Here is a 23,067-nt window from a genome sequence, read left to right as displayed (position 1 = left end):
ATCCTGACTGCCCCAATCACAGACCATCAATTGCCTTGCAACTCAGAGATTACCAACGCCAAGCCGTGGATGCGGCCATCAACCACTTTAAGCACAGTGATGACTCCGCCCTGCTCGTGCTCCCGACAGGGGCTGGCAAGAGTATCGTCATCGCAGAGCTTGCCCGCATCGCCAAGGGGCGCACTTTGGTGCTCACCCACGTCAAGGAGCTGGTGGCGCAAAACGCCGAGAAAGTTGGATTACTGACCGATGAGGCCAGTATCTTTTCCGCGGGGCTGAAACAAAAATCGACCCGCAACAAGACGGTGGTGGCCAGCATTCAATCGGCGGTGCGTAACCCCAAGCAGTTTGATGAGCCCTATTCGCTGGTGATCATCGATGAGTGTCACCGGGTCTCCAATGAGAAAGAGAGCCAGTATCAGCAGCTGCTTAGTCATCTAAGGACGCAGAATCCGAAACTCAGGCTGCTGGGCCTGACGGCAACCCCCTATCGCCTGGGCAGCGGTTGGATCTATCGCTATCACTACCATGGCAAGATTGGCAATACCGAGCAGCCGGTGTTCGAGCACTGTATCTTCGAGTTGCCGATGCGCCCGCTCATTAAACAGGGCTTTCTGACACCGCCCAAGGTACTTGATGGCCTGTCGGCCCAGTATGATTTCAGCGAGCTCTCACCCAATGCCAACGGTGAATACAATGAGGCCGAAGTCGACTCTCTGCTGGATCACGCGGGCCGCGCCACCAAGGCGATTGTGGAGCAGATAAAACAGCTCACCAACACCCGCGCCGGCACTATCATCTTCGCGGCGACCGTGCGTCATGCCAAAGAGATCATGACCCTACTGGACAGCCCCGAGGCGGGGCTAATCACCGCAGATACACCAAGCCAGGAGCGCGATGCCATTATCGATGCCTTCAAACGCCGCGAGCTCAGCTACCTGGTCAATGTTGCGGTACTCACCACGGGCTTCGACGCCCCCCATGTGGATCTTATCGCCATCTTGCGGCCCACGGCATCGGTGAGCCTGTTCCAGCAGATGGTCGGCCGGGGCTTGAGGATCTGCGAAGGCAAGCGGGATTGCTTAGTGATCGACTACGCCGCCAACGGCTTCGACCTCTTCTTTCCCGAAGTTGGCCGTCCCAAACCCGACAGCAAGAGCGTGCCGGTGCAAGTCCCCTGCCCCGAATGTGGCTTTGCCAACATTTTCTGGGGGCTGGTAGACGGTGATGGCGATATTATCGAGCACTTCGGACGACGCTGTCAGGCCGTGGTCGATGACGGCGATAGCAAGCACCAATGCGACTTTCGATTTCGCTCCAAGGCCTGCCCAAATTGCGGTGAAGAGAACGATATTGCCGCCAAGGTGTGCCAACATTGTCAGTCAACGCTAATCGATCCCGACAAGCGTCTTAAAGAGGTGCTACAACAGAAACATCATCACCTGTTCCGTTGCCAGGAGATGCTGTTTGAGGCCGACAACGACAGGCTCAGGGTGCGTTACCTGGATATCGAGGGCAACGATTTCTGCTGTTACTTCAATTTTGCCACCAAGGCGCAGATCCGCGCCTTCTATGGCGTCTTTGTGCATCAACACACACGCACACCAGGCCAGAAACAACCCACCTTTAGCAAGGTCGACCAGGTGATCGCCGCGCGGGACCATTTTCGTATGCCGGATCTGCTGCTCCTCAAGAAGGGCAAACGCGGCTGGGAACTTGTCGAGCGTTTCTTCGACTATCGGGGCCGATTCGATAGCCAGCATAAGTTTGTATGATCTGTCATATGCAAACCCAGCCGGCCTATGGTATAAAGTCACCAACATTTACTTCTGGAGCGAATATGTTTGTTGTAATTTTCGGCCGTCCAGGCTGCCCATACTGCGTTAGAGCCGTTCAACTGTCAGAGCAACTGGTTGAATCTCGTGATGATTTCAAATTCAAGTATGTCGATATTCATGCAGAGGGTATCACTAAGGCCGATCTGGAAAAGACGGTAGGCAAGCCAGTTGAAACCGTGCCACAGATCTTCATCGATCAAGAGCATATCGGTGGCTGCACCGAATTTGAACAATATGTTCGCGACAACAATTTGCTGTAATTGAGGCAAAGAAAAAGGAGGCTAAGCCTCCTTTTTTATGTTCAGTTCACGCCCTAGAGCACATATTTCACCGAGAACATCACGCGATTCAACTCGCCCTTGTCCCCATTTTGTTTGGTGTTCTCAGCATACATATATTCCACCCCAACCGTCATAGGCTTGACTGGCGAATAGAGCAGGTTAATGTAGCCAGAGTAAGACTCCTCGTTCACCGCGCCACCGGTCAAGGCCACATCGTTATCCGCCTTAAAACCTGACAGGGTAAAACTTGAACGCCATTTATCGTTCCACCAATGGCGATAAGAGGCAAAGCCGCCGTAAGAACTGATGCTCTTGATGTCGCCGTCGGCGTCTAACACACCGGCATTGGCATAGTTAAGCGCCATGTAACGACCTAAACCATCACCGGCAGTCGCCGATAGTTTAAGATCATCATCACCAACCGGAATCACCCCGGTAAAGTTCACGCCATAGCCCATGGTCTGAGAATCTATACCGTTCTTCTCAAGGTTAAGTTGACGCGCAATACCTGCCAGCGTGAACTTTGCACCGCCTTGGGTCTTGAAGTTATAACGCGCCACGAAATCTGGCACTATGCCGCTACCGCTGGTGATACGTGAACCACCGCCATTAGGAGTTACCGTAGTTTCTGGATTTTCCAAGGCAAACTGGAAGCCGCCATTGGTGTATCTGACCTGCGTTTGGCGCACGAAAGGCGTACCGTCGGCCGCCCCCACAAAATCGAGGTTCTCAGGCAAAGAGCCTGGATTCATGAAGGTACTCCAGGTCTGACCCACGGTCCAGTTATCGTAACTCACGAATGCATGACGAATACGAGGAGAGTAGCTGTTCGATACCCTCTCGTTGCCGTCTGTATGAGTCATGAAGTCCAGCTCGATGAAGCCAGTCAGCTTGTGACCATCGAGATCTGTCGTCGTCTTAAAATTAAAGCGAGACTCTCTCGCTTGGAAATCTACGACTTGTTTGCCATTGCCCGGCGTACCATAAATGGTACCTGGAACATAAAACTGGCGAGAAAGATTGCCTGAGTCCGGTGCACCATTGCTGTAGTCACTGAACATGACATCGGCCTTTACATAGCCACCAAACTTGAACTCTGTCTCGGCCATAGCGGCACTGGAACCTAGCACCAGTAAGGTCGCCGCAGCCAGCAAAGACACTTTTGCGTTTTTCATCTGTCCTCTCCCTTTTTCATTATTATCGCAACGAATATGACGGAGTTAACAAACAAGTAACATTAGCAAAACGTCTATAAGACCAAGGTCTAAAAGCCATGCCTAATATTTGAGAAATAGCTAGTGAATTAGTCTAGGTTGGGCAAATGCAATCTGAACAGCAAACTCAACTCAAAGTTACGAGGAAAAATCAGGCGGTTAATGCATAGGGACTTAGCACTAAATCAGAAATGAGAGAGAATAGATCAATATTTAAATAGCTTAGGAATTGAATAGCAAGAGGAATACTAGGTAGTGAAGGAATTAAATATCAAGGGGAGTGGTGGGTCGTGAAGGATTCGAACCTTCGACCAATGTGGAGTTAAAAAGTAAAGCCAACTGCCTCTCTGCTTAAAAAGCATCGACTGAGCTAACAACTTTCCAAGTCCTTCTCTTGATTTAACCACCTAGATAAAGTGGTGGATGGCTAAGGATTCAAGCCTTAAACCCAAATAGAGGTAAAAAATAAAGTCAGCTGGCTGAATTCTAATCTCGAAGAACTAAAATCTACTCAGTTAAAACTATATCAAATAGGAAAATGCAGTGAAGGAATTAAATGGCAAGAGAGTGGTGGGTCGTGAAGGATTCGAACCTTCGACCAATGTGGAGTTAAAAAGTAAAGCCAACTGCCTCTCTGCTTTACAAGCATCGACTGACCTAACAACTTTCTAAATCCCTATCATGATTTAACCACCCAGAAAAAGTGATGGATCGCTAAGGATTCAAGCCTTAACCCCAAATAGAGGTAAAAAATAAAGTCAGCTGGCTGAATTCTAATCTCGAAGAACTAGATTCTGCTCAGTTAAAACTATATCAAATAGGAAAATGCAGTGAAGGAATTAAATGGCAAGAAAGTGGTGGGTCGTGAAGGATTCGAACCTTCGACCAATGTGGAGTTAAAAAGTAAAGCCAACTGCCTCTTCGCTTTAAAAGCATCGACTGAGCTAACAACTTTCTAAATCCCTATCATGATTTAACCACCCAGAAAAAGTGGTGGATCGCTAAGGATTCAAGTCTTAAATCAACATAGAGGTAAAAAGTAAAGTCAATTGACTGAATTCTAATCTCGAAGAACTAAAATCTACTCAGTTACAACTATATCAAATAGGAAAATGAAGTGAAGGAATTAAATGGCAAGAGAGTGGTGGGTCGTGAAGGATTCGAACCTTCGACCAATTGGTTAAAAGCCAACTGCTCTACCGACTGAGCTAACGACCCATCTTAGGATGCCTAACTGTTTAACCACTGTCAGAAAAGTGGTGGGTCGTGAAGGATTCGAACCTTCGACCAATTGGTTAAAAGCCAACTGCTCTACCGACTGAGCTAACGACCCATCTTGGATGCCTAACTGTTTAACCACTGCTAGAGAAGTGGTGGGTCGTGAAGGATTCGAACCTTCGACCAATTGGTTAAAAGCCAACTGCTCTACCGACTGAGCTAACGACCCATCTTGGATGCCTAACTGTTTAACCACTGTCAGAAAAGTGGTGGGTCGTGAAGGATTCGAACCTTCGACCAATTGGTTAAAAGCCAACTGCTCTACCGACTGAGCTAACGACCCATCTTAGATGCCTAACTGTTTAACCACTGCTAGAAAAGTGGTGGGTCGTGAAGGATTCGAACCTTCGACCAATTGGTTAAAAGCCAACTGCTCTACCGACTGAGCTAACGACCCATCTTAGGTGCCTAACTGTTTAACCACTGCCAGAAAAGTGGTGGGTCGTGAAGGATTCGAACCTTCGACCAATTGGTTAAAAGCCAACTGCTCTACCGACTGAGCTAACGACCCATCTTAGATGCCTAACTGTTTAACCACTGTCAGAAAAGTGGTGGGTCGTGAAGGATTCGAACCTTCGACCAATTGGTTAAAAGCCAACTGCTCTACCGACTGAGCTAACGACCCATTTCCAACTAAATCTCTTTGATTTAGCGCCCAAACGACTACGTCGCTTCGAGGGCGCCTATAATACCTTTTTCATCTTCTCATGCAAGTGCAAATTCCCCATTTTTTTTTGTTTGCATGAAAAACAGACTAAGAGTATGTTTTTTGGTTAAATAGAGATTAAAGCCCCACCATCTGCTGTTTGGCGATACGCGCCGCAGCGCTATTGGCATATTCGCTAACGACTTGCTGATAGTAACGTTTCGCAGCGGCGTTATCGTTACGCTTCTGGGCGATCATGCCAAGTTTAACCAAACTATCACCACGCTTATTCGACTCTTTAAACTGGTTCACTACAGTATTAAAAGCCTTGCCCGCCTCAGCAAGCTCACCCTTGTTATAGAGTAGCTGACCTAGCCAATAGTTAGCATTCGCCGCATAGGTCGAGTTGGGGTATTGCGCGATAAACTCACGAAACGCCGGGATCGCCTCGTCGTACTGACGCTCTTTCAGCACCAGATTAACCGCGCGCTCATAGCTGGCGGTTTCTCCCAGAGAGGAGGTCTCTGAACTGGTCGCCGCAGGGTTTGCGGCCACAGGTGTCGACTTAGCCTTACTCAGGTTAGCGATATCGTCATAGAGCTGACGCTGACGCTGCAGCATCTGATTGATCTGATAGCTTTGCTGCTCAGTCAGGCCGCGCAGGTCAAGTACCTCCTGTTGGAGGGTGTCTAGGCGCTGCTGCATCTCAAACTCGGCCGCTTGTTTGGCCTTTATGATACGCTCAAGGCGCGCAACTCTATCTTCGGAGGAACCACCGGCAACATCCTCAACGGGCGCAGGCGCCGCTACTGCGACGCCAACACTCATCAGAATTGCCGCGGTAACAACGGCAGTCTTCATAGTTAACCCTATCTAACGCTTAGTAAACCAATACCGCACGACGGTTCTTAGCAAAGCCATCATCGGTGCGAGAGAAATCTTGTGGCTTCTCTTCACCATAGCTCACTATGCTCATCTGGCTCGGTAGCACGCCCATGCTTTGCAGGTACTTGGCAACGGCCTTGGCACGGCGCTCACCCAGCGCGATGTTGTACTCTGGCGTACCACGCTCATCGGCATGGCCTTCGATCATCACACGAACATTTGGATGCTCGAGCAGATATTCACCGTGGGCATTAAGCACTTCTGAGAAATCAGACGATACCGAGCTGCGGTCGAAATCGAAATAGATGATATGTTCTTTACGCAGTTCCTGGTACTTAATGCGTTGCTGCTCTTCTGGTGTCAGGATAGGAGCTACACCACCCGTCTCAACGCCACCACCGGCATTCATTTCGCTGCTTTCGCTGCCGCTCATAGAGCTAGTCGCATCGGTTTGTGACTCAGAGGTTGAGCTACACGCACTGATCGCCATAATCGGCAGGGCAACAACCATAGCTTTAAACAGCTTATTCAGATCCATTTTGTAATCCTTAATCTTGTTCTCAGTAGTAAATTTATAAGAAAGGTGACCAAGCAGGAGACTTCACCTCCCCTTGACCCACTGGCAATCTTGCCTTAAATCGTCCATCCATAGAGACAGCCGCCAACACCTGTTGGCCCTGATAGGTGGTGCCATAGATAACCATAGTACCGTTAGGCGCTATGCTTGGCGACTCATCCAAACGTGTGGTGGTCAGCACCTGCATAAAACGCGTCTCAAGATCCATGCGGGCAATATTGAACTTGCCATTGGTGCGATTCACAAACACCATGCTGCGACCATCAGGCGAGATAGAGCCGCCCAGGTTCCATTCCCCCTCAAAGGTCAAGCGCGTGACCTTACCCGATGCCAATGCCACCTGATAAATCTGCGGACGACCACCACGCTCTGAGGTGAAAATCAGCGACTTACCGTCGGGTGTCCATGAGGCCTCGGTGTCGATGGCATAATGGTTGGTGATACGTTTTATCGCCTTGGTGGCAATATCCACCACATAGATTTCAGGCTGACCATCTTTCGACAGGGTTAGCGCTAACTTCTTGCCATCGGGCGAGAAAGAAGGCGCACCATTGATCCCAGGAAAGCTGGTCACCTTGGTTCTTTGCTGAGTATAGATATCCTGAACAAAAACCTCGGCCTGTTTGTTCTCAAAACTCACATAGGCCAAGCGGCGACCATCCGGCGACCAGGCTGGCGACATCAGCGGCTCGGGTGAGCGCAGCAGCATCTGCTCGTTATAGCCATCATAATCGGCAATCATCAACTTGTAGGGTGATTTCGCCTTGTGATCCACTACCACGTAGGCGATGCGTGTTAAGAAGGCACCGCGAATACCGGTAAGCTTCTCATAGACGATGTCGCTGATTCTGTGGCCATACTGCCTGAACTGGGCGCTGCTGATCACTGTCTCGCGACTATCGAGCAGGTATTCACTGGCCGATTGAGGGCCGCCAGACTGCATCTGCGCCTTAACCAGATCGATAAGCTCGAAATTAACCAGGTACTGGTCTGGGCCATAGGGCTTAACCGTGCCCATGACCACAGCTTCGGCGGCCACATTCGACCAAGCCTTCAAATCCATCTGCGCCAGCGAGCCTAAATTGCGCTGCGGCAGACCCAACTCGTCCATCGGCTTAAAGGTGCCGCTGCGGGTCAGATCCGACATCACCACATCAGAGATCTGTTGCGGCATAGGCGTGCTACCCTGCCACACAAAAGGCACCACGGCGATAGGACGCGCCGCATCGACCCCTTCGGTGATCACTATATCCAATGCCGCCTTGGCCGGAATGGTTAAAAATGCCAGCCCCAAGATGAGCCATCTTCCCAAGTTTTTCATGGAACTCCTTTAATTAAACTCCGGTTGTACGGTGAGATTAATCTCTTTTAGCTTGTTATAAACATCGGCCTCAGGCGAAACAGGCAAACGCCCAGCCTTGTTGATCGCCGCCTTAGTCGCGCGGCACACCACGGGATCACCAGACACTATCTCGTTGCCGGTCACAAAGCCATCTTTGGCCAGACGAATAAACACGCGGCAGCTCTTGCCTCGCATCGACTCATCCACCACCAGATGGCGCTGAATCGTGGCGCGGATCATCGAGGTATAACGCTGCACCTCACTCATCACCTGCTTGTTGCGAGTCTGCGACAGCGCGGCCTGCTCGGCGGCTAAGGCCTCTTGCATCATACGTTCCTGCTCGCGGCGCGCGGCCTCTTCGGCCTTACGTTTCTCCTCGGCTTCTGCCTTGCGCTTGCGCTCTTCCGCGGCCTTCTTGGCAGCCGCCTCTTCCGCCTTACGCTTGGCTTCGGCTTTGGCTGCGGCCTCTTCGGCTGCCTTGCGCTCGGCTTCTTTCTGTTTACGCTGGGCCTCGGCCTTCGCGGCCTTCTCCTTCTCCTGCTGCTCTTTGAGCTTGGCAGCCTTTGCAGCCTTGGCCGCATTTTGCGTCTCTAGCTCTTTCTGCTTGCGCTCCTGCTCAAGCTTCTTGATACGCTCCTGCTCACGCTCGCGGGCCTGGCGAGCCTCTTTGGCCTTACGGTCCAGCTCCTCCTGACGCGCCTTCTCCTTGCGCTCGGCGGCCAGCTTCTCGGCTTTTAGCTTCTCGACCTGTTCATTGACCCGCTTCTGATCCACCACCACTGCCTGCACCGCTGGCGCACTGGCCTGAGGCACCACCTTGGGCTTCTCACTAAAATCGACGCCCATGGCCAAAACAACTATCACGCCAACATGAATGCTGGCTGAAATAATGAGTGGAACGGTAAATTCTGATTTCCCTGCCACCTGCTACTCCTCAGGCGAATCTGTCATCAGGCCTACCGAAGGTACGCCTGCTTTTTGTAACGTCACCATCAACTGGATCACCCGCTCATAGGGAATGCTTCTGTCGGCCTTGACCACCACTGGGCGCTCAGGCTCCAGCTGCACTATGGCACTGACTCTGACGGCGATCTCTTCGAGATCCAGCACCTCTTTGCTGCTGGCGCTGCTAATATCCAGGTAATAATCGCCGTCGGCATCGATAGAGGCCACCACGGGCGGCTTACTGTCGGCGGGCAGGCTTTCGGCCTCCCCTTGGGGCAGATCCACCTTCACCCCTTGGGTAACGATCGGCGCGGTCACCATGAAGATGATGAGCAGTACCAACATCACGTCGATATAAGGGACAACGTTGATCTCGGCAACCGGACGACGCCTCTTGCGTTGATAACCCTGCTGCATTAGCCGACTTCCTTCTCACTATAGGCCTGACGATGCAGGATGCTAGAGAACTCTTCCATGAAGTTGGCGTATGACATCTCTATCTTCTCCACCTGAGTCGAGAAACGGTTGTAGGCAATAACCGCAGGGATCGCCGCAAACAGGCCCATGGCCGTAGCGATAAGTGCCTCGGCGATACCCGGGGCCACCATGGCAAGTGTCGCGTTTTCAACGGCGCCCAAGGCGATAAAGGAGTTCATGATCCCCCACACGGTACCAAACAGGCCGATATAGGGACTGGTCGAACCGATAGTCGCCAGCAATGGCAGATGGGTTTCCAGCTTATCAAGCTCACGGGAGAGCGAGACGCGCATGGCGCGATAACAGCCGTCCATCACGGCAGCAGGCACCTTGCCGTTAAGGTTACTCAGGCGGGCATACTCTTTAAAGCCGGCGTAAAACATCGCCTCTAAACCGGTATTGCTCTCCTGTCTGGCAGAGAGTTCCTTATAGAGTTTATTGAGATCGACACCGGACCAAAACTTGTCTTCGAACTTGAGCGAACGCTGACGAGCCGAGGTCAGCAGGCGTCTACGTTGAATAATCACCGCCCAGGACACCACGGACAATGCCAGCAGCGTCAACATGACGAATTTAACTAATAGACTGGCCTGTAAAAACAGCCCGATAAAAGAGATATCAGCTTCCACCCTTTAACTCCTGAACAATATGATGGGGAATGGCTTTTGGCCGCATGCGCGATAATGCCACACAGGCCACCTGAATGTGCGCTTCACAATAGAGGGTTCCGTCTTGATCCAATAGACGCTGACGGAACACCATAGAGGCCTTCTTCATCTCTATGACCTCAGACTCGACTAAAAGGTCCTGCTCGAAACGCGCGGCCACCTTAAAATCGATATCGGCGTGTTTGACCACGAAAGCGATATCGTCGGCCAACAGCTGCGTCTGTTTTACCCCTATCTGTTTTAACCACTCGGTGCGGGCACGCTCGAAGAAATTGAGGTAGTTAGAGTGATACACCACTCCACCGGCATCGGTATCTTCGTAGTAAACGGATATAGGCCAACGAAACATAGCTAGAAACGGCTCAACATTCAGATTAAATAGAGGCCTACTATACCGAGTGCCCAGGCAATTGTGAATGCTTGACGCCCCTGTTGCCGGGACTAAGTGCATAAAATTTTGTTAATAAAAAAGGGAAGTTATTCACTTCCCTTTTTAGGTTGGTTTACTTAACCGCCTATCTTGCTCGGCACCGCAAGGCCGAAGCTATGCATTAAGAAACTGTAAATGTCGGCAAATTCATCAATCTTCATCGCCGTCGGCTTACCGGCACCATGACCAGCCTTTGACTCGATTCGCATGATGATAGGTGCATCTCCCGTCTGTCTGTCCTGCAGCAGGGCGCCAAACTTGAAGCTGTGAAGCGGCACTACGCGATCGTCGTGATCCGCCGTCATCACCATGGTCGCCGGGTAGTCACGCTCACTAATGTTGTGATACGGCGAGTAGGCCAATAGCGCAGGGAACTGCTCGGCATTGTCGGCGCTGCCATATTCGCTGGTCCAGGCCCAGCCGATGGTGAACTTATGGAAACGCAGCATATCCAGCACGCCTACCGCAGGCAGAATGGCGGCGAACAGGTCTGGACGCTGAGTCACGGCCGCACCCATCAGCAGACCACCGTTACTGCGGCCATAGGCACCGAGCTTGCTCTGATTAGTGTACTTGTTATCAATCAAATACTCGGCCGCGGCAAAATAGTCATCGAACACATTCTGCTTCTTATCGAACATGCCTGCCTGGTGCCAGCTCTCACCATATTCTGCACCGCCGCGCAGGTTTGGCACTGCGTATACGCCGCCCATATCCATCCAGGCGATGTTAGCCGGGCTGAATCTTGGCGTTAACGAGATAGAGAATCCACCGTAGGCATACAAGAGGGTTGGGTTTTCACCGTTAAGGGTCAATCCCTTCTTGTAGGAGATCATCATAGGTACGCGCGTGCCATCCTTGCTGGTGTAGAACACCTGCTCAGAGACATAGTTGTCCGAGTTAAAGGCAACCTTAGGCTTAGCGTACAGGCTAGACTCACCCGTCTTAAAATCAAACTTATAGGTAGTCTGTGGCTGCACGTAGCTGTTGAAGGTGTAGTAGAAGTAATCCTTGCTGCGCTTACCATATGGTCCGGCAATCTTGCCCTTACCCGGTAGCTCGACATCCTGACGCTTCACGCCGTTCATGCTGAAGATAGTGAGCTTACCGAGCACGTCGTGCAGGTAGCTGACCACCAGGTGATCGTTGATGATGGCTACGCTGGCGATAGGATCGCTCGACTCAGGGACAACCGTCTTCCAGTTTGCCTTGGCTGGACGGTTCACATCCACCGCCACTATCTTGCCATTTGGCGCATCGAGATCTGTCTTGAAGTAGAAGACAGATTTGTCGTTACCCAGGAAGCTGTACTCGGCCTCAAGCTCGCTGATTAGCTCGACCACAGGTGCGTTGGCATCGGTCAGTGACTTGTAGAAGAAACGGTTACGGCTATCTGTGCCCTGAGAGATGGAGATCAACAGATAATCCCCAGCTTCCGACACCTCGGCGCCGAAGCCCCAATCTTTATTCTGTGGACGCTCGTAAATCAGCTTGTCTTGAGACTGATCTGTGCCCAGCTGGTGATAGTAAACCTTCTGGTTAAAGTTAACGTCGGCCAGCAGGTTACCGCCTTCGGGCGCATCATAACGAGAATAGTAGACACCTTTGTTGTCTTTGCTCCACTCGGCGCTGGAGAACTTAATCCAGTTGAGCTCGTCGCCTAGCTTGGCCCCGGTCGCCACATCGACAAACTGCCACTGCTGCCAGTCTGAGCCCGACTTAGAGACGCCATAGGCGATGATCTTACCGTCGCCGCTGACAGAGACGCCGCTCAGGGCAACGGTGCCGTCGGTCGAGAAGCTGTTTGGGTCAAGGGCGACCTTCTCTTCACCGGCCTTGTTCTTCACATAGAGGACAGATTGTGCCTGCAGACCATCGTTGCGGTAATAGAAGGTGTTGTCACCACGCTCGTTAGGGGCTGTGACCTTCTCGAAGTTCCACAGCTCGGTGATGCGATCGACGATCGCCTGCTTGTTTTCCAGCTGCGCCAGAAAATCATGGCCAGCCTCTTGCTGCTGCTTCACCCAAGCATGGGTCGCGTCACTCTCTTCCTCTAGATAACGGTAAGGGTCGGCAACCTGTACGCCGTGAATTGTTTCGACCACGCCCTGGGGCTGAACCGCTGCCTGCGCCGCTGCCGTTTCATTGGCATGGTACTGGCAACCCATGAGTGTTAAACCTAATCCGGCAAGCAAAAGGGTTTGCTTGGATAAAATCGTCTTAAGAGCCATCTGTAGCCGTCCTGGATATCTCGTTATTATTAATGGTAAACCTGTGAGCTAGCGCCCAATAACCTCGTACTATACAAGTAAAAAAAAACCGTGCAATGGCTACAAATAAACGAATCCGGCATTTGCGAAATTGACTTGTTAATAAAAAAACAACATGGATGAATTATATAAATCGTGAAATTATGCAGCAATTTTGCGTAATCAAGCGCAAATACCCCAAATGTGTGAATTCGGCCCTTTAAACACCCTCTTTAGATATTAGAAATACTAATCTAAGGTGGGAATTTTTCTAGTTTGTAGGACAAATGGTCTGACCCTATAATTCACCTCGTTTTCCGGAAGTGTCTACCCCGCTGGTAGATGGGAAACAAGAACTCCGAGTTCCCGTGCCAGTCACGTGAATTCATCCCTGGTTCTTATGCTTGACTTCCTTCCTTCAATTTGTTGATTGCAATGATTTATTTGCGGCCCACTTAAGATTAAGTGGGCTTTTTTTTGCCTGTTTTTTACCAGGCTTTTGCCACCGCTCGCTTTCTATCCCGGGCCGATAACAAAAAACCGGCCTTGTTGGCCGGTTTCCATAAATATTATTAATTCACTAAAGCTACTCTAATCCAGCGGCTTGCTAAGGCGAATAACCACGCGTCTGTTACGCGCCCGCTCGTCTATGGTGTCATTGGATGCCACGTGGCGACGCTCGCCGTGACCATAGGTATGGATACGCTCATTGGGGATACCCGCCGACAGGAAGAGCTGTTTGACCGAATTGGCGCGCTTCTCCGATACCTTCTTGTTCACCGAGCGGCCACCGAAGCTGTCGGTATAGGCATCGATCAACACCAACTCGACCTCAGGATCATAAGAGAGATACTCCTGCACCTTAGCGATCTGCGCCTTGGAGTAACGGGTCAGCTCTGAACCACCAAACTCATAGGTCAGCACAGTAAAGGCGATATCATCGAAACTATAGGGCAATAGATTAGCCAGACAGGATTTAAACTCGGCGTAGCGACGACCGAAGTTCGCCGCCGACAGCCCCACGGCTACCTTGCTGGAACGGTTATACCAGTCGGCATAATAGAAGGTCGGCTGCATGCCGCGCTCTAGCTCATTGAGCATGGACCAGGCCGCCTTCTTAGGCACCTCGCCACTGAAATATTTCTGATAGGTGAGATCGGTTATGGGACGGGATACCACACCAGGTCGCCAGGCGGGCGCCATGCTCATCAACTTGGCGCTGGTCACCTCGTCAGGCTTGACCCACATATCCAGGCTAAAGTTCAAATCATGATCTTTACCGGCGCGGCTGGTAAACACCGCCTTGCCATAAGATGGGATCTCATGCTCCAGGCGACAAACAATGGGGGTATTGTCACTCAGACGCCAGGAGGACTGTTCCAAGGAGGCAACATAGTGACGCAACTCGGCCTGCGCCGTCGTCGCCAGAGTCAAGCCAATCCCGAATGTCATCGCACATAGCACCCTAACCCACATAGACAGTCACTCTTGTTAATTACGTTACTTATCCCTATCGGCCTAATTTAGCATTCCTTTAGCCCATATATTGACCAATCAAACATGACAAGCTCCCATCGGATACTTCATAATAGCCCCCCACTCTTCACTTTGGATATTTTAATGAGCGATATTTGCGACGCACACAAACTTAAGCATAGATTTCGTGGCTACTTTCCCGTCGTCATAGATGTTGAAACCGCGGGTTTTAATGCTCAAACCGATGCGTTGCTGGAGATCGCCGTCACCCTGCTGAAGATGGATGATAATGGCGACTTGGTGCTGGATAAGACGCTGCATTACCATATCGAACCCTTCGAGGGCGCCAACCTAGAGCCAGAAGCCTTGGCGTTTAATGGCATAGACCCAAGCAATCCGCTGCGCGGCGCCGTCAGCGAGAAGGAAGCCTTCTTAGAGATCTTTAAAGAGGTCAAGAAGCACCAGAAGGCATCAAATTGTCACCGCAGCATCATAGTGGCCCACAACGCCGCCTTCGACCACGGCTTCGTCACCCAGGCGATTGAGCGCAACGCCCTCAAGCGCACGCCATTTCATCCCTTTGCCACTTTCGACACCGCCGCCCTCTCTGGGCTGGCGCTGGGTCATACGGTTTTGGCCAAGGCCTGTGAGATTGCCGGTATCCCCTTCGACAACAAAGAGGCTCACTCCGCCCTGTATGATACCGAGCGCACCGCCGAGCTGTTTTGTCATATCGTCAACAAGTGGAAGGCCTTAGGCGGCTGGCCGGTGGCCACGCCTAGCGAAGAAACAGGTAGCGATGAAGCAGCCAGCGAGTCGGCTAGCGGGCAAGACACAGATACGAGTGCTAACGGCTAACAAATAGTGAGTATCAATCGTAACTCTTATTAAGAGCTTGATAGTGAGAGCTTGATAGCTCGTAGCGGATGCGGCGAGCTATCAATAATTAAACCGATATTTACAGCCCTGTACGACTGTCCAGATTCAGGGCTTTAATTAAGTCAAACACCTCATAGATCTCCTTAAACACCTGCTCTATGTCATCGACAAAATCCAGTGGCTTTAACAGATCCAGTTTAGGTTCAAAATAGTTATGCTTGCAGGCGATCTTAATCAGCAGTCGTCCATCTTTAAAACTCGCCTCTAGTTCGCCACGGTAGAAACGAGACAGTGAGAGCATACGCTCCATGGTCGCCGTATTTAGCAAATATCTCGCCTCGACTTGATCGTCGCTATACACCTGAAACTCTCGCTCAAAGGTTGGGTCTTCCAGCTTTACCCGTGTCAGCTTCTGTTTAAACTGCACTAAGCTGTTGCCAATAACTCCTTTATCCTGACGCACCAGGGTATTACCAGAGAATTTCTTTAATAGCGTAAACTCAATCAAAAGCCCTTCGAACAAAGTCTTGTATTGGGGTTTATTGTCCTTAGTCCCTTTATACTCGAGTAGCGTCAGCTCTCTCATCAAGAAAGGCACATTGTGGTATTTGCCCTTAACCGAATCGTCAAAGTAGCCCTTGTCATATTTTGGAAAGAGACCATAGTCCTTATAAGTATCCAGTTCGGGTAAGTTCGACGGATTCAACTCAAAGCTCTTGCCAAAATAGCCGAGCAGCAGTGGATAGATCTCATCGACTATCTTAGTGCGCAATTGATTTATCTCGCTACTCGCCCAGATGATAACGCTTGCCACCGCGACGATAGATAAAAAGGCGCCGGCAAAGCCGATATAAAATACGCCATCTTCAAAATCGAGCACTATTGCGCCATAAAAACTCAGGGCAAAAAATGCCAAAAAGACAGGTAATCCTATCAGGGTGACGGGAGCGCTTATTTTTCTGCGGGCCAGATACTTAGCGGCCGCCGCCTGACGAGCCGACTCATAACGCCGACACCTAGGGGCTATCTGTTTCGCGTAATATTGACTAAAGGCCTGCTTGTCCTCGGCCGGAATCGCAAACTCCATTGGATTCATACATCTATCCTTGCTAATGTCCTTGAGCGACAATTAGCGGATATCTTGTGGCGCACGTCAAGAGATGATGATTCGATCGATTGAAAAACAATCGTTTAGCTTACTCGGTTTGATTTGCATCGAGATAGAAAATCTTGATTTCGGCGAAAGATTATTTACTCAACCGGCTGGCCACAGACTGCCCCGAGGTATATTTAGCCAGAAGCGCATCTATGACGCCCTGGGATCTTAGCTGGCTGATCGCATCGTTAATCTGTCCAAGTAAGGCCTGATGCTCCTTGCGCAGGCGGATCACCAACACGCCATCGGAATGCACGGCCGCCAGGGCGATGGGCACCTCCAGCTCCTTGGCCCAATATAGCGCGGTAAGATCGCCTGCGATGGCCGCCTGAATTCGCCCCTTCTGCAAGGCGATGATCAGCTCACGTTCAGACTTGAAATCGATACGCGTATATTCACTGTCATCATGGTAGAGGTAGCCACGCACCGTGCCTATCTCCTGGCCGCGGATCGTGTTGATATCCATCCACTGCTCCTGGTTCCCGGCCAGAACTACCACATGCTCCTTTATGGCAAAAATCGGTTGCGACTGCACGAAGGCATCGCCAAGCTCCCCTCCCTCGAACCAGCTGGGGCTAACCACATCGAAATCCAGCCCGCCGGTTGCCAATGCCTGATTGGTCCGCTTAGGGGGATAATGTTTTGCATCTAACCTCACTGGGGTTAAGGCGAAGATCTGCGGCACCAACTCGGCCAGGATCCCTGGGTCTTTGGTGGTCTCGGGAATAAAGTAAGGATACCAACTGCTAGAGCCGTTGACGTCATAGGAGAGCACAGTCTCGGCGCGAAGCGGCGCCGCTAACATCAGGCAAGAGATAAAGGCTAGAGAGATTCGCATCGAGTTATACCGCACGTCTAATACCCTATGTTTGGTAGCTGACTTCTTGCTCCTTGGATAAGCCACTTGGGCGATAATTCACAGGGAGTTGCTCTAGGTATATCAGTGGTAAACAAAATGATCAATTCATTAACATTCTTCCTTTGAAACTATCCGGATTAAATGGCCTAGATCAAATAGCCAAGAGTAAAAGTGCCAAAACCCGCCGCTCGCCTCACCCCGATGAGAAGGAAAGATGATATAGTCGGCCCAGCTTTTTAACCTAGGTTACAACAATTTCCATGAGCGAATCCCCCATGAGCCAATCCCATTTTGACGGCAAGTATGAAGTCGAGCATAAATACAGGCTCCAAGATAGAGACGCCTTCTTAAGCAGGCTAGAGAGTCTCCCCCACGAGACTATGCTAAAAGACAATGTCGAGTTTGATCGCTACTACGACACCCCTTCGGGGCAGTTGGCTCAGCAGAGCAAGCATCTGTGTATCAGGCAGATGCACCCATCAAACATCAAGCTGTGGATAGTTAAAGGCCCTGGTGACAAGCAGTGTCAGGCGACTCGCATCGACAATATCGACAGCGCCGCCGATATGCTACAAACCTTAGGTTATAAGGTAGTGCTGCAGCTTACCAAGACTCGCAGCATCTATTTTATCGACCAGTACCATGTGACGGTCGACAATCTCGAAGGCCTGGGGGATTTTGCCGAGTTGGCGATCATGACAGACGATGAGACCCAGCTGGAATATCACGAACAAGGCCTGCTCAAGCTTGCCCAGCAGCTTGGTCTTACCCAGGATGACAGGGAAACCCGCTCCTATCGCGAGCTGATGCAGACACTCCAAACTGTGCCCTCGCCCGCTTAGAGGAAGACGGCAAGGAAGACGGTAAATGAGCCCTCACGACATGAGGCTCATGAAATTCAGCAATAAAAAAAGCTGCCCTAGGGCAGCTTTTTACTAACGCTTTTACTAACGATATGAATCGCTTATAGTGAGTCAGCGTTGTCAGTTAGGTAAGAAGCAACGCCTTCTGGGCTTGCGTCCATACCCTTGTCACCTTTTTCCCAACCAGCTGGGCAAACGTCACCGTGCTCTTCGTGGAACTGAAGTGCGTCGATCATACGTAGCATCTCGTCAACGTTACGGCCTAGTGGCAGATCGTTAACAACTTGGTGACGAACCTGACCTTCTTTGTCAATCAGGAAAGAACCACGGAAAGCCACACCGGCTTCTGGATGCTCAACATCGTAGGCTTTACAGATATCGTGCTTCACGTCAGCCACTAGCGTGTATTGCACTTGGCCGATACCACCCTTGTCTACTGGGGTGTTACGCCATGCGTTGTGAGTGAACTGAGAATCGATAGAAACACCGATAACTTCTACGCCACGCTTCTTGAACTCTTCCATGCGGTGGTCGAAAGCAATCAACTCAGATGGGCATACGAATGTGAAATCAAGTGGGTAGAAGAATACTACAGCTGGCTTTCCTTTAATCGCTTCGCTTAGGGTAAAGCTATCAACGATTTCGCCATTACCTAGCACTGCTGCAGCTGTAAAATCAGGAGCCGGACGGCCTACTAATACGCTCATTTTTTATCTCCATCTATGGATTGAAAAAGCTTTTAATTCTGAACTCAAAAGCATTATAGGCAGTCACCAGCGGGACACAAGTAATTTGGGATCATTGTCACTTTTTTTAATAAATATTCATCGAGTTGCCCAAGTTATCACCGTCTTCTTTCCGGCCGGTTAGGCTTATTTACACTTACGCAGTAAACTTGAATACAGTTCGGTTACATCTCTTGCTAAATTCTTAGATAAAACGCCATGGCGCTGGACAACACGGGCTATTGCTGGCAAAAATAGCTTCCCATTACAGATTAAAAAATCAGATTGAATCAATATGAATGCAGTTGTTATTGCCGTTTGCTTGATGTTGGGCCTTAGCCTTGCCCGAGTAAACGTCGTTATCGCACTCACTGTGAGTGCATTGGTCGCCGGACTCGTCGGCGGCATGAACCTAGATCAGACGGTCGATGCCTTTAATACCGGCCTTGGCGGCGGCGCGCAGATCGCCCTGAGCTATGCCCTGTTGGGCGCCTTTGCCGTGGCCCTGTCACACTCGGGACTCACAACACTTATCTCCCGCAAGGTGATCGCCCAGTTAGGACAAGAAGAAACCCCTGGCAACGTCAACAAGGTGCGCTGGTTCCTCTTGCTGGCTATCCTGGCCATGGCGGTATCATCACAAAACATTCTGCCGATTCATATTGCCTTTATTCCGATCTTAATTCCGCCGCTGTTGCATGTGATGTCTAAGCTCAAGCTCGACCGACGTCTGGTAGCCTGTGTGCTCACCTTCGGCTTGGTGACCACCTATATGATCCTGCCCGTGGGCTTTGGTGGTATCTTCCTCAACGACATCTTGCTCTCTAACCTCACCAGCAACAACTTAAATGCGGTGCGCGAGCAGATCCCATCGGCCATGTTAATCCCGGCCCTGGGCATGGTGGTGGGGCTATTCATCGCCGTGTTCATCAGCTATCGCAAGCCAAGAGAGTATAAGGAAGAGTTGATCCTCGCCGCCGAGCCGGAGGAAACCCTCAACCGCCGTAACATTATCATCGCCCTAATCGCTATTGCCTCTACCCTAGCGGTACAGCTCTATACCGGCTCGATGATCTTCGGCGCCCTCATCGGCTTTATCATCTTTAGCTTCTCTGGCGCCCTCAAGCATGTGGCCGATCAGGATATCTTTAACCAAGGCGTACGCATGATGGCCAACATAGGTTTCATCATGATCTCGGCCGCCGGTTTCGCCGCCGTGGTCAAGGCCACAGGCGACGTGGGCACTCTGGTTGATTCCCTCAGCCATCTCATCGGTGACAACCGCGCCTTGGCGGCCTTCTTGATGTTGGTAGTCGGTCTGCTCATCACCATGGGAATCGGCTCATCATTTTCCACCATCCCGATTATTGCGACCATCTATGTGCCGCTGGCCATCAGCTTCGGCTTCTCGGTACCGGCCACCATAGCGCTTGTCGGCACGGCTGCGGCGCTGGGTGATGCGGGCTCACCGGCTTCGGATTCGACCCTGGGCCCAACGGCCGGTCTTAACGCCGACGGTCAGCATGATCACATTCGTGACAGCGTGATCCCAACCTTTATCCACTACAACATCCCCTTGTTGATCTCGGGTTGGATAGCGGCCATGGTGCTCTAGCCAACACTGACAAAGATCCATAAAAAAAGGAGCCTTAGGCTCCTTTTTTACTGCTCACCATTTTTCAATGGCGTCTAACAATCTTCGCTCGTGTTACTTAGTCCCGAAGATCTTATCACCGGCATCACCCAGACCAGGCAGGATGTAACCGTTCTCGTTAAGGCACTTATCGATAGAGGCGGTGTAAAGCTCGATATCAGGATGGGCCTTCTCAAGCGCCGCGATGCCTTCTGGCGCCGCGACTAATACCAAGGCCTTGATTGAGGTGCAGCCACGCTCTTTAAGCAGATCGATAGTTGAGATCATAGAGCCGCCGGTTGCCAACATAGGGTCGACCACCAATGCGATACGCTCATGCATATTGCTGGCAAGCTTCTCAAAGTAAGGCACAGGTTCCAGCGTCTCTTCGTCGCGGTAGATACCCACAACAGAGATACGTGCACTCGGGACATGCTCAAGTACGCCATCCATCATGCCAAGACCGGCACGCAGGATAGGCACTACGGTAACCTTCTTACCCTTGATCTGCTCAACTTCTACTGGACCGTTCCATCCTTCGATAGTGACCTTCTCGGTTTCAAAGTCAGCGGTCGCTTCATAGGTCAACAGGCTACCCACTTCAGCCGCTAACTCACGGAAACGCTTAGTACTAATATCTCCTTCACGCATCAAGCCAATCTTATGACGTACCAGAGGATGCTTAACTTCGACCACTTTCATCGTTTTCTCCTGATCTATTCCAGTTTTTCCAGCAAATTGTACCGATTCTAGTAGATTTGTTCACAATCGAAAACATAAAGTTTTACAAACACGGTAAATCGTGACCTAAGTCCGTTTGAATATTCAAAATCATCCCTTTCGAGTGCCTACACAAGCTGATAGAATAGCGCCGCATAAAAATCCAATAACGATGTACCCGAGAGGATCCTCCGTGAGCACTCCTACCCAGCTAAGCTATAAAGATGCAGGTGTTGATATCGACGCAGGCAATGCCCTTGTAGACAATATCAAATCTGCCGTTAAACGTACCCACCGCCCCGAAGTCATGGGCAACCTAGGTGGTTTTGGCGCACTTTGCGAGCTGCCAACTAAGTACAAACATCCAGTTCTTGTGTCTGGCACCGATGGTGTTGGTACCAAGCTTAGACTGGCTATCGATTATCAGAAACATGACAGCGTAGGTATCGACCTGGTTGCCATGTGTGTCAACGATCTGATTGTTGCCGGTGCAGAGCCCCTGTTTTTCCTCGACTATTACGCTACTGGCAAGCTAGATGTTGCGACCGCGACCTCTGTGGTTAACGGTATCGCCGAAGGTTGTGCTCAATCAGGTTGCGCCCTGATCGGTGGTGAAACCGCCGAAATGCCTGGCATGTACGAAGGCGAAGACTACGACTTAGCAGGCTTCTGCGTCGGCGTGGTCGAGAAAGAAGATGTACTCGACGGTTCTAAAGTGGTTGCCGGTGACGCGCTGATCGCCCTGGGCTCAAGCGGTCCACACTCAAACGGTTATTCGCTGATCCGCAAGGTACTGGAAGTGAGCAAGGCCGATCCTCAGCAAGACCTCGAAGGCAAGCCGCTGATCGATCACCTGCTGGAACCGACCAAGATTTATGTTAAGCCGCTGCTTAAGCTGCTTGAGAAGCATGACATCCATGCTATGGCCCATATCACTGGCGGCGGCTTCTGGGAAAACATCCCACGCGTGCTACCCGATGATGCCAAGGCCGTTGTAAAAGGCGACTCATGGCAATGGCCTACCGTTTTCAACTGGTTGATGGAAAACGGTAATATCGCCGAGTTTGAAATGTACCGTACCTTCAACTGTGGTGTTGGCATGATCATCGCCCTACCACAGGATCAGGTCGATGCGGCGCTAACCCTGCTTAAGGCCGAAGGTGAAAACGCTTGGCTCATCGGTGACATTGCCAGCCGCAATGGCGACGAAGAGCAAGTGGAGATTTGCTAATGTCCAACTGCTGTCGCGTCCTCGTCCTGGTCTCTGGTAATGGCAGCAATCTGCAAGCCATCATCGACGGTTGTGACGATAACCTGGACGCCGAAGTCGTTGGGGTGATCAGCAATAAGCCCGATGCCTATGGCCTGGTGCGTGCGCATCAGAGTGAGATCGATACCAGCTGCGTGATCCCCCATGAGGGCGAGTCTCGCAGCGACTATGATCTGCGACTCAAGGCGGCCATCGACAAGTACCAGCCAGATCTTATCGTGCTGGCGGGCTTTATGCGTATCCTGAGCGACGATTTCGTCAAGCAGTTCGAGGGACGAATGATCAACATTCATCCTTCACTGCTACCGAAATACACAGGATTGAATACCCATCAGCGGGCGATCGACGCCGGTGACAGCGAGCATGGCGCCAGCGTACACTTCGTGACCCCAGAGCTGGATGCAGGACCTGTGATCCTGCAGGCCAAGGTGCCCGTCTATCCCGAGGATGATGCCAGCGTTCTGGCAGAAAGGGTCCATGAGCAGGAACACGCCATCTATCCCCTGGTAGTAAAGTGGTTCAGCCAGCAGCGCCTGCGTATGACAGACGGCAAGGCCTACCTTGACGATCAACTGTTAAGCCCCATGGGCTACGCCGCCGACTGACCCGGCTTATTGTCAGCTATCTAAAAAAGAGACCTCAGGGTCTCTTTTTTA

Annotated in this window: 22 protein-coding genes and 7 tRNA genes; 8 read left to right on the top strand and 21 right to left on the bottom strand. The window is 51.0% G+C overall.

Going from position 1 to position 23,067, the window contains the following annotated elements; all coding sequences use genetic code 11:
- The first annotated feature begins 29 nt into the window (after nucleotides 1-29).
- Entirely contained in the window at nucleotides 30-1,775 is a 1,746-nt protein-coding gene (gene radD, locus K0I31_RS07960; RefSeq protein ID WP_491573763.1) for a DNA repair helicase RadD, read from the top strand.
- A 65-nt stretch (nucleotides 1,776-1,840) separates the two neighbouring features.
- Nucleotides 1,841-2,098 carry a GrxA family glutaredoxin gene (locus K0I31_RS07955; RefSeq protein ID WP_011865330.1) on the top strand — a complete coding sequence of 86 codons (258 nt, stop codon included), beginning with the start codon at nucleotides 1,841-1,843 and terminating at the stop codon, nucleotides 2,096-2,098.
- Nucleotides 2,099-2,151: 53 nt separating this feature from the next.
- Here the strand turns inward: K0I31_RS07955 and K0I31_RS07950 are convergent, their stop codons facing one another.
- Nucleotides 2,152-3,294, bottom strand: a complete 1,143-nt coding sequence (locus K0I31_RS07950; protein ID WP_220080464.1) for a DcaP family trimeric outer membrane transporter — start codon at nucleotides 3,292-3,294, stop codon at nucleotides 2,152-2,154.
- Between the two features lie 869 nt (nucleotides 3,295-4,163).
- Here K0I31_RS07950 and K0I31_RS20120 point away from each other — a divergent pair.
- On the top strand, nucleotides 4,164-4,292 hold the full coding sequence (locus K0I31_RS20120; protein ID WP_258406605.1) for a hypothetical protein: 129 nt from the start codon (nucleotides 4,164-4,166) through the stop codon (nucleotides 4,290-4,292).
- A 183-nt stretch (nucleotides 4,293-4,475) separates the two neighbouring features.
- Here K0I31_RS20120 and K0I31_RS07945 read toward each other — a convergent pair.
- The 16 genes from K0I31_RS07945 to K0I31_RS07870 form a co-directional block, all read right to left on the bottom strand.
- Nucleotides 4,476-4,551: transfer RNA gene (locus K0I31_RS07945), tRNA-Lys, on the bottom strand.
- A gap of 39 nt (nucleotides 4,552-4,590) precedes the next feature.
- Nucleotides 4,591-4,666 (bottom strand) — tRNA-Lys (locus K0I31_RS07940).
- A 38-nt stretch (nucleotides 4,667-4,704) separates the two neighbouring features.
- Nucleotides 4,705-4,780 (bottom strand) — tRNA-Lys (locus K0I31_RS07935).
- 38 nt (nucleotides 4,781-4,818) lie between these two features.
- Nucleotides 4,819-4,894, bottom strand: a tRNA-Lys gene (locus K0I31_RS07930).
- 38 nt (nucleotides 4,895-4,932) lie between these two features.
- Nucleotides 4,933-5,008 (bottom strand) — tRNA-Lys (locus tag K0I31_RS07925).
- 38 nt (nucleotides 5,009-5,046) lie between these two features.
- Nucleotides 5,047-5,122: transfer RNA gene (locus K0I31_RS07920), tRNA-Lys, on the bottom strand.
- A 38-nt stretch (nucleotides 5,123-5,160) separates the two neighbouring features.
- Nucleotides 5,161-5,236, bottom strand: a tRNA-Lys gene (locus K0I31_RS07915).
- 159 nt (nucleotides 5,237-5,395) lie between these two features.
- Nucleotides 5,396-6,118 (bottom strand): tol-pal system protein YbgF, encoded by a 723-nt coding sequence (ybgF, locus tag K0I31_RS07910; protein WP_220080463.1) that lies wholly within the window; start codon nucleotides 6,116-6,118, stop codon nucleotides 5,396-5,398.
- Between the two features lie 19 nt (nucleotides 6,119-6,137).
- Nucleotides 6,138-6,680 (bottom strand): peptidoglycan-associated lipoprotein Pal, encoded by a 543-nt coding sequence (pal, locus tag K0I31_RS07905; protein ID WP_011865327.1) that lies wholly within the window; start codon nucleotides 6,678-6,680, stop codon nucleotides 6,138-6,140.
- A gap of 34 nt (nucleotides 6,681-6,714) precedes the next feature.
- A complete protein-coding gene (gene tolB / locus K0I31_RS07900) occupies nucleotides 6,715-8,040 on the bottom strand; it encodes a Tol-Pal system beta propeller repeat protein TolB (RefSeq protein WP_220080462.1) in 1,326 nt (441 codons plus the stop codon).
- 9 nt (nucleotides 8,041-8,049) lie between these two features.
- Complete coding sequence (gene tolA / locus K0I31_RS07895; RefSeq protein ID WP_220080461.1) at nucleotides 8,050-8,985, bottom strand: cell envelope integrity protein TolA; 936 nt, start codon at nucleotides 8,983-8,985, stop codon at nucleotides 8,050-8,052.
- A 3-nt stretch (nucleotides 8,986-8,988) separates the two neighbouring features.
- Complete coding sequence (gene tolR, locus K0I31_RS07890; protein ID WP_220080460.1) at nucleotides 8,989-9,423, bottom strand: protein TolR; 435 nt, start codon at nucleotides 9,421-9,423, stop codon at nucleotides 8,989-8,991.
- Nucleotides 9,423-10,112 carry a protein TolQ gene (tolQ, locus tag K0I31_RS07885; protein ID WP_220080459.1) on the bottom strand — a complete coding sequence of 230 codons (690 nt, stop codon included), beginning with the start codon at nucleotides 10,110-10,112 and terminating at the stop codon, nucleotides 9,423-9,425. The genes tolR and tolQ overlap by 1 nt, the downstream gene beginning before the upstream one ends.
- Nucleotides 10,102-10,500: a tol-pal system-associated acyl-CoA thioesterase gene (ybgC, locus tag K0I31_RS07880; RefSeq protein ID WP_011865322.1), complete on the bottom strand. Its 399-nt coding sequence runs from the start codon at nucleotides 10,498-10,500 to the stop codon at nucleotides 10,102-10,104. The genes tolQ and ybgC overlap by 11 nt, the downstream gene beginning before the upstream one ends.
- Nucleotides 10,501-10,658: 158 nt before the next feature.
- A complete protein-coding gene (locus K0I31_RS07875) occupies nucleotides 10,659-12,812 on the bottom strand; it encodes a prolyl oligopeptidase family serine peptidase (RefSeq protein WP_220080458.1) in 2,154 nt (717 codons plus the stop codon).
- Nucleotides 12,813-13,421: 609 nt separating this feature from the next.
- Nucleotides 13,422-14,282: a flagellar protein MotY gene (locus K0I31_RS07870; RefSeq protein ID WP_258406604.1), complete on the bottom strand. Its 861-nt coding sequence runs from the start codon at nucleotides 14,280-14,282 to the stop codon at nucleotides 13,422-13,424.
- Nucleotides 14,283-14,450: 168 nt separating this feature from the next.
- Between K0I31_RS07870 and rnt the strand changes: the two genes are divergently transcribed.
- Nucleotides 14,451-15,164 (top strand): ribonuclease T, encoded by a 714-nt coding sequence (gene rnt / locus K0I31_RS07865; RefSeq protein WP_220080456.1) that lies wholly within the window; start codon nucleotides 14,451-14,453, stop codon nucleotides 15,162-15,164.
- Between the two features lie 100 nt (nucleotides 15,165-15,264).
- Here rnt and K0I31_RS07860 read toward each other — a convergent pair whose 3' ends face one another.
- On the bottom strand, nucleotides 15,265-16,281 hold the full coding sequence (locus K0I31_RS07860) for a DUF3137 domain-containing protein (RefSeq protein ID WP_220080455.1): 1,017 nt from the start codon (nucleotides 16,279-16,281) through the stop codon (nucleotides 15,265-15,267).
- 151 nt (nucleotides 16,282-16,432) lie between these two features.
- Entirely contained in the window at nucleotides 16,433-17,179 is a 747-nt protein-coding gene (locus tag K0I31_RS07855) for a substrate-binding periplasmic protein (RefSeq protein WP_220080454.1), read from the bottom strand.
- A 296-nt stretch (nucleotides 17,180-17,475) separates the two neighbouring features.
- Between K0I31_RS07855 and cyaB the strand changes: the two genes are divergently transcribed.
- Nucleotides 17,476-18,042: a class IV adenylate cyclase gene (cyaB, locus tag K0I31_RS07850; RefSeq protein ID WP_258406603.1), complete on the top strand. Its 567-nt coding sequence runs from the start codon at nucleotides 17,476-17,478 to the stop codon at nucleotides 18,040-18,042.
- A 122-nt stretch (nucleotides 18,043-18,164) separates the two neighbouring features.
- On the opposite strand, the gene K0I31_RS07845 is transcribed toward cyaB, so the two are convergent.
- Nucleotides 18,165-18,770 (bottom strand): peroxiredoxin, encoded by a 606-nt coding sequence (locus tag K0I31_RS07845; RefSeq protein WP_011865315.1) that lies wholly within the window; start codon nucleotides 18,768-18,770, stop codon nucleotides 18,165-18,167.
- Nucleotides 18,771-19,083: 313 nt separating this feature from the next.
- Between K0I31_RS07845 and K0I31_RS07840 the strand changes: the two genes are divergently transcribed.
- Nucleotides 19,084-20,403, top strand: coding sequence for a Na+/H+ antiporter family protein (locus K0I31_RS07840; RefSeq protein WP_220080452.1), 1,320 nt, complete (start codon nucleotides 19,084-19,086; stop codon nucleotides 20,401-20,403).
- 93 nt (nucleotides 20,404-20,496) lie between these two features.
- Here the strand turns inward: K0I31_RS07840 and upp are convergent, their stop codons facing one another.
- Entirely contained in the window at nucleotides 20,497-21,123 is a 627-nt protein-coding gene (upp, locus tag K0I31_RS07835) for a uracil phosphoribosyltransferase (RefSeq protein WP_011865313.1), read from the bottom strand.
- Between the two features lie 211 nt (nucleotides 21,124-21,334).
- On the opposite strand from upp, the gene purM reads away from it, so the two are divergent.
- Both purM and purN read left to right on the top strand, forming a co-directional pair.
- Nucleotides 21,335-22,372 carry a phosphoribosylformylglycinamidine cyclo-ligase gene (purM, locus tag K0I31_RS07830; RefSeq protein WP_144198564.1) on the top strand — a complete coding sequence of 346 codons (1,038 nt, stop codon included), beginning with the start codon at nucleotides 21,335-21,337 and terminating at the stop codon, nucleotides 22,370-22,372.
- Nucleotides 22,372-23,016, top strand: a complete 645-nt coding sequence (gene purN, locus K0I31_RS07825; RefSeq protein WP_220080451.1) for a phosphoribosylglycinamide formyltransferase — start codon at nucleotides 22,372-22,374, stop codon at nucleotides 23,014-23,016. Before purM ends, purN begins: the two co-directional genes overlap by 1 nt.
- The last annotated feature ends 51 nt before the right edge of the window (nucleotides 23,017-23,067 follow it).

The sequence above is a fragment of the Shewanella spartinae genome, from assembly GCF_019457555.1.
Lineage (GTDB): Bacteria > Pseudomonadota > Gammaproteobacteria > Enterobacterales > Shewanellaceae > Shewanella > Shewanella loihica.
The sequence above is the reverse complement of the archived record's forward strand: the minus strand, read 5'-3'. Positions and strand labels throughout refer to the sequence as shown.